The 14,972-nt window shown below is 72.1% G+C and carries 15 protein-coding genes; 6 read left to right on the plus strand and 9 right to left on the minus strand.

Features of this window, described 5'->3' with window-relative positions; all coding sequences use genetic code 11:
- Nucleotides 1–5: 5 nt before the first annotated feature.
- On the minus strand, nucleotides 6–1,079 hold the full coding sequence (locus ACIPUC_RS16760; RefSeq protein WP_446590122.1) for an ATP-dependent DNA ligase: 1,074 nt from the start codon (nucleotides 1,077–1,079) through the stop codon (nucleotides 6–8).
- 75 nt (nucleotides 1,080–1,154) lie between these two features.
- Between ACIPUC_RS16760 and ligD the strand changes: the two genes are divergently transcribed.
- From ligD to ACIPUC_RS16775, 3 genes are read left to right on the plus strand one after another with little or no spacing between them, the layout of a single operon-like run.
- Entirely contained in the window at nucleotides 1,155–2,177 is a 1,023-nt protein-coding gene (gene ligD, locus ACIPUC_RS16765; RefSeq protein ID WP_446590123.1) for a non-homologous end-joining DNA ligase, read from the plus strand.
- A gap of 2 nt (nucleotides 2,178–2,179) precedes the next feature.
- Nucleotides 2,180–2,986: a VOC family protein gene (locus tag ACIPUC_RS16770; protein WP_446590124.1), complete on the plus strand. Its 807-nt coding sequence runs from the start codon at nucleotides 2,180–2,182 to the stop codon at nucleotides 2,984–2,986.
- A 57-nt stretch (nucleotides 2,987–3,043) separates the two neighbouring features.
- Entirely contained in the window at nucleotides 3,044–3,289 is a 246-nt protein-coding gene (locus tag ACIPUC_RS16775; protein WP_446590125.1) for a WhiB family transcriptional regulator, read from the plus strand.
- A gap of 84 nt (nucleotides 3,290–3,373) precedes the next feature.
- Here ACIPUC_RS16775 and ACIPUC_RS16780 read toward each other — a convergent pair whose 3' ends face one another.
- The 4 genes from ACIPUC_RS16780 to ACIPUC_RS16795 all read right to left on the minus strand — a co-directional run bounded on the left by ACIPUC_RS16780 (nucleotide 3,374) and on the right by ACIPUC_RS16795 (nucleotide 8,348).
- Entirely contained in the window at nucleotides 3,374–4,345 is a 972-nt protein-coding gene (locus ACIPUC_RS16780; RefSeq protein ID WP_446590127.1) for an acyl-ACP desaturase, read from the minus strand.
- 420 nt (nucleotides 4,346–4,765) lie between these two features.
- A complete protein-coding gene (locus ACIPUC_RS16785; RefSeq protein ID WP_446590128.1) occupies nucleotides 4,766–5,611 on the minus strand; it encodes a DUF5753 domain-containing protein in 846 nt (281 codons plus the stop codon).
- 497 nt (nucleotides 5,612–6,108) lie between these two features.
- Nucleotides 6,109–7,749 carry an ABC-F family ATP-binding cassette domain-containing protein gene (locus ACIPUC_RS16790; RefSeq protein ID WP_446590130.1) on the minus strand — a complete coding sequence of 547 codons (1,641 nt, stop codon included), beginning with the start codon at nucleotides 7,747–7,749 and terminating at the stop codon, nucleotides 6,109–6,111.
- A gap of 182 nt (nucleotides 7,750–7,931) precedes the next feature.
- A complete protein-coding gene (locus ACIPUC_RS16795) occupies nucleotides 7,932–8,348 on the minus strand; it encodes an SsgA family sporulation/cell division regulator (RefSeq protein ID WP_446590131.1) in 417 nt (138 codons plus the stop codon).
- A 473-nt stretch (nucleotides 8,349–8,821) separates the two neighbouring features.
- Here ACIPUC_RS16795 and ACIPUC_RS16800 point away from each other — a divergent pair, with 473 nt between their 5' ends.
- The gene (locus tag ACIPUC_RS16800) at nucleotides 8,822–9,904 is read left to right on the plus strand and encodes a WD40/YVTN/BNR-like repeat-containing protein (protein ID WP_446590132.1); all 1,083 of its coding nucleotides are present in this window, start codon (nucleotides 8,822–8,824) and stop codon (nucleotides 9,902–9,904) included.
- Here the strand turns inward: ACIPUC_RS16800 and ACIPUC_RS16805 are convergent, their stop codons facing one another.
- Entirely contained in the window at nucleotides 9,905–10,390 is a 486-nt protein-coding gene (locus ACIPUC_RS16805) for an N-acetyltransferase family protein (protein ID WP_446590133.1), read from the minus strand.
- Between the two features lie 2 nt (nucleotides 10,391–10,392).
- Nucleotides 10,393–10,692 carry a YciI family protein gene (locus ACIPUC_RS16810; protein WP_446590135.1) on the minus strand — a complete coding sequence of 100 codons (300 nt, stop codon included), beginning with the start codon at nucleotides 10,690–10,692 and terminating at the stop codon, nucleotides 10,393–10,395.
- A gap of 26 nt (nucleotides 10,693–10,718) precedes the next feature.
- On the opposite strand from ACIPUC_RS16810, the gene ACIPUC_RS16815 reads away from it, so the two are divergent.
- Nucleotides 10,719–11,405: an endonuclease V gene (locus ACIPUC_RS16815; protein WP_446590136.1), complete on the plus strand. Its 687-nt coding sequence runs from the start codon at nucleotides 10,719–10,721 to the stop codon at nucleotides 11,403–11,405.
- Between the two features lie 7 nt (nucleotides 11,406–11,412).
- On the opposite strand, the gene ACIPUC_RS16820 is transcribed toward ACIPUC_RS16815, so the two are convergent.
- On the minus strand, nucleotides 11,413–12,615 hold the full coding sequence (locus ACIPUC_RS16820) for a saccharopine dehydrogenase family protein (RefSeq protein ID WP_446590138.1): 1,203 nt from the start codon (nucleotides 12,613–12,615) through the stop codon (nucleotides 11,413–11,415).
- A 115-nt stretch (nucleotides 12,616–12,730) separates the two neighbouring features.
- Nucleotides 12,731–14,338 (minus strand): hypothetical protein, encoded by a 1,608-nt coding sequence (locus tag ACIPUC_RS16825; RefSeq protein ID WP_446590139.1) that lies wholly within the window; start codon nucleotides 14,336–14,338, stop codon nucleotides 12,731–12,733.
- A gap of 185 nt (nucleotides 14,339–14,523) precedes the next feature.
- Here ACIPUC_RS16825 and ACIPUC_RS16830 point away from each other — a divergent pair, with 185 nt between their 5' ends.
- Nucleotides 14,524–14,916 carry an MmcQ/YjbR family DNA-binding protein gene (locus ACIPUC_RS16830; RefSeq protein ID WP_446590141.1) on the plus strand — a complete coding sequence of 131 codons (393 nt, stop codon included), beginning with the start codon at nucleotides 14,524–14,526 and terminating at the stop codon, nucleotides 14,914–14,916.
- Nucleotides 14,917–14,972 lie beyond the last annotated feature (56 nt).

Raw genomic sequence — 14,972 nt, forward strand, 5'->3', positions numbered from 1 at the left:
GCTGATCAGCCGGCCGGGGGAGCGCCGAGCACCTCGGCGAGGTCGTAGCCGACGACCTCCTCCAGCTGGGCGTAGGTGCAGCTCTCCGGCGCACGGTCGGGCCGCCAGCGGCGGAACTGGGCCGTGTGCCGGAAGCGGTCGCCCTCCATGTGGTCGTACGACACCTCGAGGACCCGCTCGGGGCGCAGCGGCACCCAGGACAGGTCCTTCTTCCCGGTCCAGCGGCTCTGCGCGCCGGGCAGCCGGGCGCTCTCGTGGGCGGCCTCCTCGGCCCAGGCGGCCCACGGATGGCCCTCGGCGTCCGGCATGCGCAGGGGTCCGAGCTCCTCGACCAGCTCGGCGCGGCGCTTCATGGAGAACGCGGCGCACACGCCGACGTGCTGGAGCGCGCCGTGGCCGTCGTACAGCCCGAGCAGCAGCGATCCGACAATCGGACCGCTCTTGTGGAAACGGAAACCCGCGAGGACGACGTCCGCCGTACGCTCGTGCTTGATCTTGAACATGAGGCGGGCATCGGGCCGGTAGGGGAGATCGAGGGGTTTGGCGATCACCCCGTCGAGTCCGGCGCCCTCGAACCGCTCGAACCACTCCTGCGCGAGCGCGGGGTCGGTGGTCGCGGGCGCGAGGTGGACGGGGGGCCGAGCGGTGGAGAGGGACCGGGCGAGGGCGCTGCGGCGCTCGGTGAGCGGGGCGTCGAGGAGCGCCTCGTCGCCGAGCGCGAGCAGGTCGAAGGCGACGAAGCTGGCGGGGGTTCTCTCGGCGAGCATTTTCACGCGCGAGGCGGCGGGGTGGATGCGCTCGGTCAGTTGGTCGAAGTCGAGACGCGCGCCGTTGACGATCACGACCTCGCCGTCGACGACGCAGCGGTCGGGCAGGTTCTCCTTGAGGGCCGCCATCAGCTCGGGAAAGTACCGGTTCAGGCTCTTGCCGGTCCGGCTGCCGATCTCGATCTCCTCACCGTCGCGGTGCACGACGGCCCGGAAGCCGTCCCACTTGGCCTCGTACTGCATCCCGGGCGGGATCTTCGTCACGGACTTGGCGAGCATCGGTTTCACGGGCGGCATCACCGGCAGGTCCATGCCTCCGATTCTGCGGCGGTACGTCCCGGGCCGCCCGGTGTGCGCACCCGGCCGGACCCGCCTACCGTGGCGCACATGGGTGCTGCCGGCAATGCCATCGAGCTGGACGCGGGCGGGCGGACGGTACGGCTGTCCAGCCCGGACAAGGTGTACTTCCCCGAGCGCGGCCTCACCAAGCGGGACGTGGCCGAGTACTACCTGGCCGTCGCGGGCGGCATCACCCGCGCCCTGCGCAACCGGCCGACGACCCTGGAACGCTACCCGGACGGGGTGGAAGGGGAATCCTTCTTCCAGAAGCGGGCGCCGAAGAACCTTCCCGACTGGATCCCTACCGCCCACATCGCCTTCCCGAGCGGCCGCAGCGCCGACGAGATCTGCCCGACCGAGCCGGCCGCCGTCCTGTGGGCCGCCAACCTGGGCTGCCTCACCTTCCACCCGTGGCCGGTGCGGCGAGAGGACACCGACCGGCCCGACGAGCTGCGGATCGACCTCGACCCCCAGCCGGGCACCGACTACCACCACGCGGTGGCAGCCGCGCACGAACTGCGCGCCTTGCTCGATGAGTTGGGGCTGCGCGGCTGGCCCAAGACCTCGGGCGGCCGCGGTCTGCACGTCTTCGTTCCGATCGAGCCGCGCTGGACCTTCACCGAGGTCCGCAGGTGCGCCATCGCCCTCGGCCGCGAATTGGAACGCCGCATGCCGGGCAAGGTAACGACGGCCTGGTGGAAGGAGGAGCGCGGCGAGCGGATCTTCGTCGACTACAACCAGACGGCACGCGACCGCACGATCGCCTCCGCCTACTCCGTGCGCCCCCGCCCGCACGCCCCGGTGTCGGCACCCCTGCGCTGGGACGAGGTGGACGACGCGGAGCCGCGCGACTTCGACATCGTGACGATGCCGGCCCGCTTCGCCGAACTGGGCGACCTGCACGCGGACATGGACGACCACGCCTTCACCCTCGAGGCCGTACTCGAACTCGCGGCCCGCGACGAACACGAACACGGCCTGGGCGACATGCCCTACCCCCCGGACTACCCGAAGATGCCGGGCGAACCGAAGCGCGTCCAGCCGAGCCGCGCGAAGAAGCACGAGGACTGACCATGCTCACCACCGACTACGAGAACGGCTCCCCGAACTGGGTGGACCTCGGTACACCGGACATCGGCGCGGCCGCCGCCTTCTACAGGGGATTGTTCGGCTGGGACTTCCGGGCGGGCGGCGAGGAGGCCGGTGGATACGGCATGTTCCGCCTCGGCGACAAGACGGTCGCGGGCGGCATGGCCGTGCCCGCGGACCAGGGGCCGGCCGCCTGGCAGGTGTACTTCCAGACCGCCGACGCGGACGCGACGGCGGCCGCCGTGACCCACGCGGGCGGCACGGTGAGGTTCCAGCCGGCGGACGTCATGGACTCCGGCCGGATGGCGGTCTTCGCAGATCCGGAGGGTGTGGGCTTCGGGGTGTGGCAGCCGGGGAGCAACACGGGCCTGGGAGCGGTGACGGAGGTCGGCTCCCTGTGCTGGACGGAGCTGTACACGGGCGACATCGACGCGGCGGCCGAGTTCTACCACGCGGTCCTCGGCTGGCAGATCGGCGGCGTGCCGTTCGACGGCGGTACGTACACGACGGTCAGACCGGCCGGCACGACGGAGGAGGCGGCCGTCGGCGGCCTGGTCCCCCTCGCCACGGATCCCGTGGAGGACGCCGGAAGGCCGTACTGGACCCCGTACTTCGAGGTGGCGGACTGCGACGCGACCGCCGCGAAGGCGGAGGAGACGGGGGGCAAGGTCCGGATGACGCCGGTCTCCCTGGAAGGAGTCGGCCGCATGGCCAAGCTGGCGGACCCCTCCGGGGCGCGGTTCGCGGTCATCGCCAGCGTGCCGGCGCCACCGCCGGGGGGAGCCGCGTGACCTGGTGTTGATCGAGCGTTGATCGGACGTCCATCGAGGGCGGACAGGATCACCGGCATGTCGATGAACACCACTGCCGCCACCCCCACCGCCTGGTACGACCTCGCCCTGTGCGCCCAGACCGGCCCGGGCTTCTTCTTCCCGGAGCCCGGCTCGTCGCTGCGCGACGCGAAGCGGCTGTGCGGGGCGTGCGAGGGGCGTGCGGCGTGCCTGGAGTACGCCCTGGCCAATGACGAGCGCTTCGGCGTCTGGGGCGGCCTCTCGGAGTCCGAGCGCCTGGCCCTGCGGCCCCGCCCCAGCTGACCGCGTCCGCCGGCACCGAGGGGCCATGACGCGAAGCCGCCCCGGCAGAGCGCTGCTCTGCCGGGGCGGAACGACGTAGGACCGTCAGCCCTTGCGGGCCGCGAGGCGGGCCGCGCGGGCGGCCAGGCGCTCGTCGAACTTGCGGGCCTCGGAGTCCAGGCCGTTCATGAACAGGCCGAGCTCTTCCTGGGCCTTCTGGCCGTCCGGCCCGAGGCCGTCGATGTCCATGATCTTCAGGAAGCGGATCACGGGGCTCAGCACGTCGTCGTGGTGGATCCGCAGGTTGTAGACCTCGCCGATCGCCATCTGCGCGGCCATCCGCTCGAAGCCGGGCATGCCGTGTCCGGGCATCCGGAAGTTGACCACGACGTCCCGTACGGCCTGCATCGTCAGGTCCGGGGCGAGCTCGAAGGCCGCGCCCAGCAGGTTGCGGTAGAAGACCATGTGCAGGTTCTCGTCCTGCGCGATGCGCGCCAGCATCCGGTCGCACACGGGGTCACCGGACTGGTGGCCGGTGTTGCGGTGCGAGATGCGGGTGGCGAGCTCCTGGAAGGCGACGTACGCCACCGAGTGCAGCATGGAGTGGCGGTTGTCGGACTCGAAGCCCTCCGACATGTGCTGCATCCGGAACGCTTCCAGCTTGTCCGGGTCCACGGCGCGCGAGGCGAGCAGGTAGTCGCGCATCACGATGCCGTGGCGGCCCTCCTCGGCCGTCCAGCGGTGCACCCACGTGCCCCAGGCGCCGTTGCGGCCGAAGAGCGAGGCGATCTCGTGGTGGTAGCTGGGCAGGTTGTCCTCGGTCAGCAGGTTCACGACCAGCGCGATCTTGCCGATCTCGGTGACCTTGGACTGCTGGGGGTCCCAGGCCTCGCCGTCCTCGAAGAAGCCCGGGAAGTTCCGGCCGTCGCTCCACGGGACGTACTCGTGGGGCATCCAGTCCTTGGTGACCTTCAGATGGCGGTTGAGCTCCTTCTCGACCACCTCTTCCAGCGCGAACAGCAGCTTGGCGTCGGTCCACGCCTCAGAGCTGCCGAGGTGGGGAGAGGTGATCGTCACGGGTACTCCTGGGTGCAAAGCGAATTACCTACGGTTCCGTAGCCTACGGAGTCGTAGGTTAAGCGCGACATCAGGACCAGCCAAGCCCCAGGCAGGGGTATGACCGGTTACATCCAGTTATCTGTGCAGTTTGAAGGAGCCTTGAGGGGGGAATCTCAGGGCCAAAGTCACGCCACCAGGTGGTCCGCCGCTCCCGCCTTGACGGCCGAGATCAGGGCCCGGAGGGTGTCGACCGAGTCGGTGACGTACGCGGCGGACTCCGTCGTTCCGATGTAGGCCTTCCCTCGGTGTCGAGACCGAACCGGAAACAGTTCGCCCCCTCGCTGCAGAAGGCCCCGTCCCAGGAGATCTCGGCGGCGGAGGGGGAGGCCGCGGCGGTGGGGGCGGGGGTCGTTTCGGTGATCATGTCGTGGGATCCGGTCAGAGGTCCTGTGCGATCGCGTGGATGAAATCGCGGGAGGCGCCGGCCGGCAGCGCCAGCGAGCGCAGCCGCTCCAGCAGCCCGCGGTACCGCAGCAGCTTCATGTGCGAGTCCAGGAGCATCGAACCGTGCGAGCTGTCCAGCTGCACGGTGTCCAGCCGGCGCGTCGCGGCCACGGCGTACGTGAAGGACTGCCCCGCGCCCGGGAAGCCGCCGGCCGCGAAGGGAATGACCAGCACCGTGGTACGCGCCCGCTCCGACTGGGCCAGGACGTGCTCGAGCTGCGCCCGGGCCACCTTGGGCCCGCCGAACTGCATCCGCAGCGCGGCCTCGTGCACCACCGCCTCGTACAGCGGCGGCCGCTCCCGGGCGAACACCTGCTGGCGGCTCATCCGCAGGGCCAGCCGCGCCTGCAGGTCCGGCTGCGGCAGCGGCGGGTCGGCGGTGTCGAAGACCGCCTGCGCGTGAGCCTCGGTCTGCAGCAGACCGGGTATGTGCGTGGTGACGGCGGTGTGCAACTCGGCGGAGTGGTGCTCCAGTTCGCAGATGTCGAGCAGGGCCGGCGGCAGCATCCCGCGGTGCTGCTCCCACCAGCCCTTGTCCCGCTCCTGCGCCATCGCCGCGAGCAGGTCCACCAGGCCGGTGTCGGGGCAGTCGTAGTTGAAGGCGAGGGTGCGGACGCGCTCGGCGCTGATGCCGATCCGACCGGATTCGATGTTCGGGATGCGGGTGCGGTCCACCCCCAGGAGGGCCGCGGCCCACCCAGGAGCACGCCGACCGCGCGGCAGCAGCGGCTCGGCGCCGAGCTGCGCAAACTCCGCGAGGAGTCGGGGATGACGGTGCACCTACCCGGCCTGCGGTCGGTCCGCGAACCCGGGCGGATACCCCCCGAGGCGCAGAGGCTGAACTACTCGATAGGACTGCCGGGCGGCGCCTACTGCGCGGGAACTGCCCGCTCCGTCGTCCGCTCCCTGCTCACCCGGCACGGCCTGGCCGACCTGTGCGACACCGCGGCGCTCGCCGCCTCCGAACTCGTCGCGTGCGCACACCGCTTCACGCCCGACAAACAGCTGCTGCTCAAGCTGCGCTGGCAGTTCGACGCGCTGCGGATCGCCGTCCACGACCAGCACCCCGCGCACTCCTCGCCCGAGACGAGCGAGGAGTGCCGGCGCAGCCGCAGCCGCGGGATGTGGCTGCTCGCCGCAGCCGTCGAGGCATGCGGCGGGGGACTGGGGGCTGACCCCCGTCCTCACCTCCATGGGAGGAACCAAGTCCTGGGTGCTACTGCCCTGTTAGCGCCCACCGCGACGAACGCGCCGCCGACCACGGGTCCGCCGCCGGATCAGTCGTGCCACAGCGTCTCCCGCACCTCCTCGGCCGAGGCCGCCCGCAGCTCGCCGTCCAGCAGCAGCCACCGGGTGATGCCGATCGACTCCAGGAACGGCACGTCGTGGCTGGCCACCACGAGCGCCCCCTCGTACGAGTCCAGCGCGTCCGTCAACTGCCGCACGCTGGCCAGATCCAGACTGTTCGTCGGCTCGTCCAGCATCAGCAGCTGCGGAGCCGGCTCGGCCAGCAGCAGCGCCGCCAGCGCCGCGCGGAAGCGCTCGCCGCCGGACAGGGTCCCCGCTGGCCGGTCCGCCCGGGTGCCCCGGAACAGGAAGTGCGCCAGCCGCGCCCGGATCAGGTTGTTCGTGGCCTGCGGGGCGAACCGCGCCACGTTCTCCACCACCGACCGGGTCTCGTCGAGCACGTCCAGCCGCTGGGGCAGGAACCGCGCGGCCACATGGGTCACCGCCGCCCCGGACTCCGGCGCGAGCAGCCCCGCGACCGTGCGCAGCAGGGTGGTCTTGCCCGAGCCGTTGCGGCCCACCAGGGCGATCCGTTCGGGACCGCGGATCTCCCACTCGCCCGGTACGGATGCCCCGTGGGCCAGCCGCAGATCGCTCAGGGTCAGGACGCGCCGGCCCGGCGGGACCTGGGTGGCGGGCAGTTCGATCCGGATCGCATCGTCGTCGCGGACCGCCTCCACCGCCTGGTCCAGCCGTTCCTTCGCCTGGGCCAGCTTCTCGGTGTGCATGATGCGGTGCTTGCCGGCCGACTCCTGCGCGGCCCGCTTGCGGGCGCCCATGACGATCTTCGGCTCGCGCTTGGTGTCGTACATCTTCTGTCCGTACCGCTTGCGCCGGGCCAGTTTGACCTGGGCATCGGCCAGTTCGCGCTTCTGCCGCTGCACGTCGGCCTCCGCCACGCGGACCATCCGCCCGGCCGCCTCCTGCTCGGCGGCGAGCATCTCCTCGTAGTCCGTGAAGTTCCCGCCGTACCAGCGGACTTCGCCGTCGCGCAGATCGGCGATCTGGTCGACCCGCTCCAGCAGCTCCCGGTCGTGGCTGACCAGGACCATCACTCCGGTCCAGGACTCCACCGCCGCGTACAGCCGGCCGCGGGCCCGCAGGTCCAGGTTGTTGGTGGGCTCGTCCAGCAGCAGGACGTCGGGGCGCGCCAGCAGCAGGGCGGCCAGCCGCAGCAGGACGCACTCGCCGCCGGAGAGTTCGCCGACGGTCCGGTCCAGGCCGATCCGGGCGAGCCCGAGCTGGTCGAGCGTGGCCAGGGCCCGCTCCTCCACGTCCCAGTCGTCGCCCACGGCCGTGAAGTTCGCCTCGGTGGCCTCGCCCGCCTCGATGGCGTGCAGGGCGGTCCGGGCGGTCCGGATGCCGAGCGCCTCGTCCACGCGCAGGGCGGTGTCGAGGGTGATGTTCTGCGGGAGGTACCCGACGCTGCCGGCGACCGACAACTGGCCGTCGGTGGGCGTCAGTTCACCTGCGATGAGCTTCAGGAGAGTGGACTTCCCGCAGCCGTTGAGCCCGATCAGGCCGGTCCGGCCGGGGCCGACGACGAGCTGGAACCCCTCGAACACGGGGGTGCCGTCGGGCCAGTCGAAGGAGAGTGCGGAGCAGGTGAGATAGGCAGGGGCGTGGCTCATGGAGGCCTCCAGGTTGCGTGAATGGTGCGTGCAACGCGGGGAGACGGCCGGCTGTCAGACGGTGGTGGCCGGTGTCTCGAACCTCAGACGAGCAATGTCCTGCTCCGTTTCGACGGCAATGGGTCGATCACGAAGCTACGGGCGGCCGAGGCCGCCCGCAAACGAATTAGGGGCTCGGTGCCTCAGCAGGTGTCGCGCATCAGCTCGGCCAGGCTGTGGTCCATGTCGAGGTACAGGTGCTCCAGGCCGGGCGGGACCACCGTCGAGGCCCGCTCCAGGAACCGGTGCAGCTCGGCGGTGAGCATCAGGACGATCGCCACGCCCTCGGGCGCGTGGAACTCGATGGTGGTGCGGTCGCCGTCGTACGGGCGCACGCGCACGTCGCCGCAGCCGGACGGGCGGTCCAGCCCGGACTCCAGCAACTCGCGCGAGAAGGTCCAGGAGACCTCGATCCCCTCCAGCGTGGCCGGGGCGGGGAAGGCCATGCGCACGGCGAACGGATCCGCGCGGTCGTAGCAGAGGGTGACGGGAACGGTCTCGACCTTCGGCGCGGTGGCGACCAGACGGGCCTGTACGGCCTGCTCGATGACAGTGATCACGGCTCACTCCCTTGCGGCGGATCTGCTGCCGGGCTGTGGGGTGGAACCCGGCAACCCGATAGACGCCGGAATCGGCAAATCCGTGCATGGGAGCTGACGTGAGCTGTGTCACCGATTGGCCGGAACCTGTCTGTGTGATCGCACAGAGTGACCGTCGGGCGGGTGCGGCGGCAGGACGATCAGTCGGGGCCGCATGCTCCGGAGGGGCCGCAGAAGGGCTGGTTACCGCTCACTCCACAGGCGCAAAGCACGGCCCGGGCCTCCCTGCGGACCGTCCCGTCCGCGGTCGTCACGCTCAGTTCACCACGCGGCACCAGCCGTGCGGCCGGATCGCGTACTGCGGGGGCCGGACCGGTCCGGCTCCTGCGCTGGGCCGCCGGCGAGCCGGTACCGGAGCCCCGACGGGCAGCGCCGGAGCGCTGCGGGCGACGCACCCTGGACGGGGGATCGGGCGTGCGTTAGCTTCCGGCGCCATGAGACTTCTGGGAGTTGGCATGTGCGCGGCGGCTTTGGCGGTGGGCTTACTGGCCGCACCAGCCCACGCGTCCGCGGCCGGAGAGCCGGCGGAACTGCGCGGCGCGGGCTGGGCGCTGAAGGACACCGGCAAGCAGGTCCGCTTCCGCGGGCTGGCGGCGGTCAGCCGGACCACGGCCTGGGTCGCCGGTTCCAAGGGGACCGTCCTGCGCACGGTGGACGGCGGCCGCAGCTGGCAGGACGTCTCGCCGCCGGGCGCCGTCGCGGAGGGCCTGGAACTGCGCGATGTCGAGGCCTTCGACGCGCGGCGCGCGGTGGCCCTGTCGATCGGCGAGGGCGAGGCCTCCCGCGTCCTGCGCACCGAGGACGGCGGCGCGACCTGGACCGAGACCTTCCGCAACCCCGACCCGCGCGCCTTCTACGACTGCCTCACCTTCTTCGACTCCCGGCACGGGCTGGCGATGAGCGACCCGGTGGACGGCAGGTTCCGCATCCTGTCCACGGACGACGGCGGGCGGAGCTGGCGGGTGCTGCCCGACACCGGGATGCCGCCGGCGCTGCCCGGCGAGGCGGGCTTCGCGGCGAGCGGCCAGTGCCTGGTCAGCGCCGGCCCGCGCGATGTCTGGCTGGCCACGGGCGGCGGACCGGCCGCGCGGGTGCTGCACTCCGCGGACCGCGGGCTGACCTGGCGGGCCGCCGAATCCACCGTCCCGGCGGGCGACCCGGCGCGGGGCGTCTTCGCCCTGGCCTTCCGCGACCGTACGAGGGGCCTCGCGGTCGGCGGCGACTACCGCACCGGGCAGGCCTCCCCGCAGGCGGCGGCCGTCTCCACCGACGGCGGGCGCAGCTGGCGCCAGGCGGCAGCCCCGCCGCCGGCCTACCGGTCCGGCGCGGCCTGGTACCCGTACAGCCGCGGCACGGCGCTGGCGGTGGGGCCGACGGGCACGGACCTGACGCGGGACGGCGGCCGCACCTGGCAGCCGCTGGACGCCGGCTCCTTCGACACGGTCGACTGCGCCCCGGACACGGGCTGCTGGGCCTCCGGGGAGAAGGGCCGGGTGGCCCGCCTGGAACGCGGCTGATCAGGGGATCGGGGTGATCCGGTCCATGCCCGGGTAGCGGCCGGGGACGAAGCCCGCCGCCCGGTACACCGGTTCGCCGTCCGCGCTCGCGTGCAGCTGGACGTAGCCGATGCCGAGCCCCTCCAGCCAGCCCACCAGTCCGTCGACGATCCGGCGGCCGTGGCCCCTGCCGCGGGCCGCCTCGTCGGTCACGATGCCGTCGAGGTAGCCCCGCCGGCCGTCCGGCGACTGCGGACCGGGCAGGTGGTGGGTGATCCAGGCCATGCCGGTGGCCAGCAGCGGTTCCCCGGGTGCGCCGCCGACGACCAGGCAGCGCATGCCGGGCAGGTCGCCGACCCGCTCGGTGAACCAGTCGTACGCGGTCGTCCGCCAGGCCGCGTCCGGCGGGCCCGGGTCCATGCCCAGCGAGGCGAGGGCGACGGCGCGCAGCCGGATCAGCTCGGGTACGTCGGCGGGAACGGCGGTGCGCGGGTGCGGGCCGGCCATCCCTACGCCGCCGGGTTCTCGCGGACCGTCGCGAGGTCGGCCGAGGTCTTCGTGGCGATGAACTCCGTGATGCGGTAGGCGCAGACGCCCGCCACCGTGAAGGGGTCCTCGGCCGCGATCTTCTCGATCTCGGTGCGGGACACCCCGCCGGCCAGGATCACGCCCCCGTCGCGCGGGACCTTGCGTCCCGACGCGAGGAAGACCCCGGCGGCGTAGTAGCCGTCCAGCCACGCGATGTGGGCGTCCATGTGGTCTTCGACGGCTTCGACGGGCGCGGTGTAGGTGAGCTCCATGACGAACATGATCGCCAGGCTACTCTCGCTCCATCATGACGAGTACGAAGACCCCCGCCGACGAGGCCGAGGCCCGGGCGATACAGGACGAACTACGCCACCAGGTCGTGCTCACCGAGCCCGGCCCGCCGCCCGGCCGGGGGCTGGTCGCCGGAGTGGACGTCGCCTACGACGACGCGCGCGACCTGGTCGCGGCCGCGGCCGTGGTGCTCGACGCCGCCACCCTCGAGGTGGTCGAGGAGGCCACCGCCGTCGGGCAGGTCAGCTTCCCCTACGTGCCCGGGCTGCTCGCCTTCCGCGAGCTGCCGACCGTACTGGCCGCCCTCGACTCGCTGACCGCCGCGCCCGGCCTCGTCGTCTGCGACGGCTACGGGCTCGCCCACCCCCGCGGCTTCGGCCTCGCCTGCCACCTCGGCGTGGTCACCGGGCTCCCGGCCGTCGGGGTCGCGAAGAACCCGTTCACCTTCACGTACGGGGAACCGGGCGCCCGGCGCGGCGACTTCGCCCCGCTGGTCGCCGCCGACGGGGCGGAGGTCGGCCGGGCGCTGCGCACCCAGGACGGGATCAAGCCGGTGTTCGTCTCCGTCGGGCACCGCGTGTCGCTGGACAACGCCTGCGCCCACGTCCTCGCCCTCAGCCCCCGGTTCCGGATCCCGGAGACCACCCGGCACGCCGACTCCCTGTGCCGCCGCGCCCTGCGCGAGGCCGCGGGATCGGGCTGACCCCCCTTCAGCGGGCGTCCGCCACCCGGAAGGTGATACCGGCCTTCTGGAGGCGGGCGATCAGCGCGTCGCCCATCGCCACGGCCGTCGTCAGCTGTCCGGCGGCCTGCGGCAGGGCGTCGTAGGCCAGGCAGAGCGCGGACTGCGCCAGCATCTTCGCCGTCTCCCCGTACCCCGGGTCGCCGCCCGACACCTCGGTGAGCACGCGCCGGCCGCCGCCCTCGCCCACGAACCGCACGCTGAACCAGCTGCGCGCCCGCCGCTCGGCGTCCGGTCCGCGGCCCGGCTCCCAGCGGTTCATCAGCCACCGCCGGGCCGCCGGGACCTGGGCCAGGGCCGCCGTGGCGCCCACCGCCGCCGCACCGCCCACCGCGACCGGCAGGTGCTTGACCGAGGCGTAGTGCCGGTAGCGGAAGTCGGGGCCGTACCGCTCCAGCGCGGCCGCCGACCGGGCCACGATCCGCGGGTCCAGCGTGGGCAGCGGCAGCGCCCAGGCGCCCGTCTCCCGGCTGAACCGCGGCGAACCCACCGGCCCGCGCGCCCGGCGCCCCAGCAGCCGGGGTTCGTGCAGCCGCCGCTCCCGGGCGGCGGCCAGGGTCTGCGGGCCGCGGCCCAGCGCGGTCAGCGCCGAGGCCAGGGTGCCGCCGGAGAACAGGGCGTTGGACCGCATGAACCCGTCGACCCGCAGCGGCACCCCCTCGGGCAGCTGCCCCACCGTGAAGTACGCCCCGAGGTCGGCCGGGATCGAGTCGAAGCCGCAGGCGTGCACGATCCGCGCCCCGGTCTCCCGGGCCCGCGCGTCGTGCTCGACGTACATCCGGTCCACGAACTCCGGCTCCCCGGTGAGGTCCACGTAGTCCGTGCCCGCCTCGGCGCAGGCGGCGACCAGCTCCGCGCCGTACCAGACGTACGGGCCCACGGTGGTGGCCAGCACCCGGGTGGACGCGGCCAGCTCGCGCACCGACCCGGCGTCCGAGGCGTCCGCCCGCAGCAGCGGCAGCCCGGCGCAGGCCGGGTCGATGGCGGCCAGCCGCTCGCGCAGCCGTTCCAGCTTGGCGAGGTCCCGGCCGGCGAGGGCCCAGCGGCAGCCGGCGGGCGCGTGCGCCGCGAGGTATTCGGCGGTCAGCGCGCCCACGAACCCGGTGGCGCCGAAGAGCACGACGTCGTGGGCCCGCTCCTGCGGATGGTCCTGCCGAACCTGTGCGTTCATGACGGCTCCTCCCAGCTGGTGTCGGGGCGAGGCTAGCGTGCGGGCGGAACGGGCAGCGCCCCGGGGACGGCCTGGAGGCCTTCCCGGGGCGCTGGATCCGCCGGCTGCCGGTGGATCAGTCCTTGTCGTAGTAGCCGAACATGTCGACGACCATGTCGATGTCCTCGTCCGACTGGTTGAAGAAGTCGATGATGCCCGTGTAGCCCGTGCTCGCCTGCACCAGGTTCGGGACGGTCTTGCCCGGGGTGAAGTTGAGGGTGGACGAGCTGGGCGCGGGAGGCCAGGTCCACGAGCCGTTGTCGTACTGCCAGCGGTAGTTCGGATCCGGTGCGACCGCGACGAACCCGGGTGCGGCCGTGTTGGTCGCGGTGGTGTTCAGCACGTAGCCGGTGCGGTTGGGGGCCTTGGAGGCGAAGTCGATCGGGATGAAGTCGTAGGCCCACACGGGTGTGTTCTGGATGGGGTCGTTGGGGTCGCGGGTGTCGAACACACGGGTCGGCTTGAGGCGCAGGTACGCGCTCTCGCTCGCCTGGCTGTAGTAGCCGACGACGTCGACGATGACGTCGGTCCCGGCCCAGGCGCCGTTTCGCACGTTGATCTTGCCGTCGGCGCCGACCGGGACGATCACCGCGTTGGCGATGGTCTGCCCGGCGCTGAAGTTCACGTTGGAGGCGCTCGGCGCCGCCTGACCGCTCGGGTAGGCGGTCAGGTGGCCGGCCTCGCGCGGGTTGGTGACGGTCACGTTGAGCGCCACGGCGGTGATGCCGGAGGGCACGCCGCGGCTGCCGCCGATCTGGAGGCCGAACGACGACTGTCCGGCGAGCTGGCCCCTGGCCGTACCGGTGCCGTCGCGGGTGTCGGCGAAGCGGACCGGGGCGATCGGGGTGTAGCCGCTGGAGGCGGCCTTGGCGAAGTAGCCGGTGGCGTCGGCGATCAGGTCGATCGACTCCCAGCCGCCGTTGTACAGCTCCACGTAGCCGTCCGCGCCGACCGGCACGACCGACAGGTTCGGCACCGTCTGGCCGGGGGCGAAGTTGACGTTCGAGGTGATCGGGCGCTCCGCGCCCGAGGGGAACGCCGTGACGTGGCCGCCGCTGGTGGTGTTGGTGACCGTGAGGTTGAGGACCACGGCCGTGACGCCCGCCGGGATGGAGCCGTTGCCGGCGATCTGCACGCGGGCCGTGGTGTACGGGGCGATCTTGGCCTTGGCGGCGCCGATGCCGCTGCGGGTGTCCAGCAGACGGGTGGGGCCGTACGGGGTGAAGTCCGAGCCCGCGGTAAGGATCTCGACCGAGTTGGAGACGGTGGTGCCGTCGGCGCGGTCCTTCGCGGTGACCGTGATGGTGTAGGTGCCCAGCTCCGCGTAGTTGTGCGCGGTGGTCATCGTCGTGCTGCCGTAGGCGGTCTCGTTGCTGGTGGTGCCGTCGCCCCAGTTGATGACGGCGTCGACGTACCGGTTCGGATCGCTGGTGATGGTGGTGTCCAGCTCCAGCGAGTGGGCGGACACGTTGTAGGCCGCCAGCTCGACCGCGAGGTTCGCGTTGACCGCCGACTGCGCGGTCGCCTTGTCGCCCGCGGACGTGCGGACCGAGCGCTCGGCGGAGCTCTTGAAGGTCTTGAAGTTCTCCGCCGCGGCCTTGTCCAGGTCCACATCGGGTGCGGATATGCCCTTCTTGCCCGGCGCCACCGGATCCGCCTGGGCCGCCCCCGGTATGAGACCCATGCTCGCAGCCACGACGGCAGCGGAAATTACGAGTCGGCGATTGCGCACCGGCCCCCCCATTTTTCGTTTTTGAACTTGCTCAGGTTTGAAGCGTGCTCAGAGTACATAGCCGCATGCCGTGCCGCGAGGACTTTGATCAGCGGGTGGGGGTTAGCGTGAGGACCGACTCTTTGTGGGAGGCGTCGATGAAGGCTGCGGTGCGCAAGTGGGAGGCGGTGCGGGAGTTCGCCCGTGGGCTTCCGGAGGCCGTGGAGGAGTATCCCTGGGGTCCCGAGGACTGCGTGGTGAAGGTGAACAAGAAGATCTTCGTCTTCCTCGGGAACGCCGACGGGCCGCAACCGCCCGGACTGTCCGTCAAGCTCAAGGACGAGGCGCTGCACGGCCACGCGATGGCCGCGCCCGGCGCGGAGCCCAGCGGCTACGGCCTGGGCCGGTCCGGCTGGGTCTCCGTCCCGCTGGGGGAGAAGGGCGGGCCCTCCGCGCAGGTCCTGTGCGAGTGGGTGGAGGAGAGCTACCGCACCGTGGCCCTCAAGCGGCACGTCAAGGAGCTGGACGCCCGGATCGAGGCAAATGGCTAAGCGCTTGCTCTTGTGCTGAGTGGAACGCGTTCCTAGCATCGCTGGTGTTACATCAG

Source organism: Streptomyces sp. LARHCF249, from assembly GCF_052871255.1.

Coding starts and splice junctions, on each gene's coding strand:
- ACIPUC_RS16800 (WP_446590132.1), top strand. CDS start 8,822: ATGAGACTTCTGGGAGTTGGCATGTGCGCGGCGGCTTTGGCGGTGGGC.
- ACIPUC_RS16815 (WP_446590136.1), top strand. CDS start 10,719: ATGACGAGTACGAAGACCCCCGCCGACGAGGCCGAGGCCCGGGCGATA.
- ACIPUC_RS16790 (WP_446590130.1), bottom strand. CDS start 7,749: ATGAGCCACGCCCCTGCCTATCTCACCTGCTCCGCACTCTCCTTCGAC.
- ACIPUC_RS16805 (WP_446590133.1), bottom strand. CDS start 10,390: ATGGCCGGCCCGCACCCGCGCACCGCCGTTCCCGCCGACGTACCCGAG.
- ACIPUC_RS16810 (WP_446590135.1), bottom strand. CDS start 10,692: ATGTTCGTCATGGAGCTCACCTACACCGCGCCCGTCGAAGCCGTCGAA.
- ACIPUC_RS16775 (WP_446590125.1), top strand. CDS start 3,044: ATGTCGATGAACACCACTGCCGCCACCCCCACCGCCTGGTACGACCTC.
- ACIPUC_RS16770 (WP_446590124.1), top strand. CDS start 2,180: ATGCTCACCACCGACTACGAGAACGGCTCCCCGAACTGGGTGGACCTC.
- ligD (WP_446590123.1), top strand. CDS start 1,155: ATGGGTGCTGCCGGCAATGCCATCGAGCTGGACGCGGGCGGGCGGACG.
- ACIPUC_RS16760 (WP_446590122.1), bottom strand. CDS start 1,079: ATGGACCTGCCGGTGATGCCGCCCGTGAAACCGATGCTCGCCAAGTCC.
- ACIPUC_RS16830 (WP_446590141.1), top strand. CDS start 14,524: ATGAAGGCTGCGGTGCGCAAGTGGGAGGCGGTGCGGGAGTTCGCCCGT.
- ACIPUC_RS16825 (WP_446590139.1), bottom strand. CDS start 14,338: ATGGGTCTCATACCGGGGGCGGCCCAGGCGGATCCGGTGGCGCCGGGC.
- ACIPUC_RS16820 (WP_446590138.1), bottom strand. CDS start 12,615: ATGAACGCACAGGTTCGGCAGGACCATCCGCAGGAGCGGGCCCACGAC.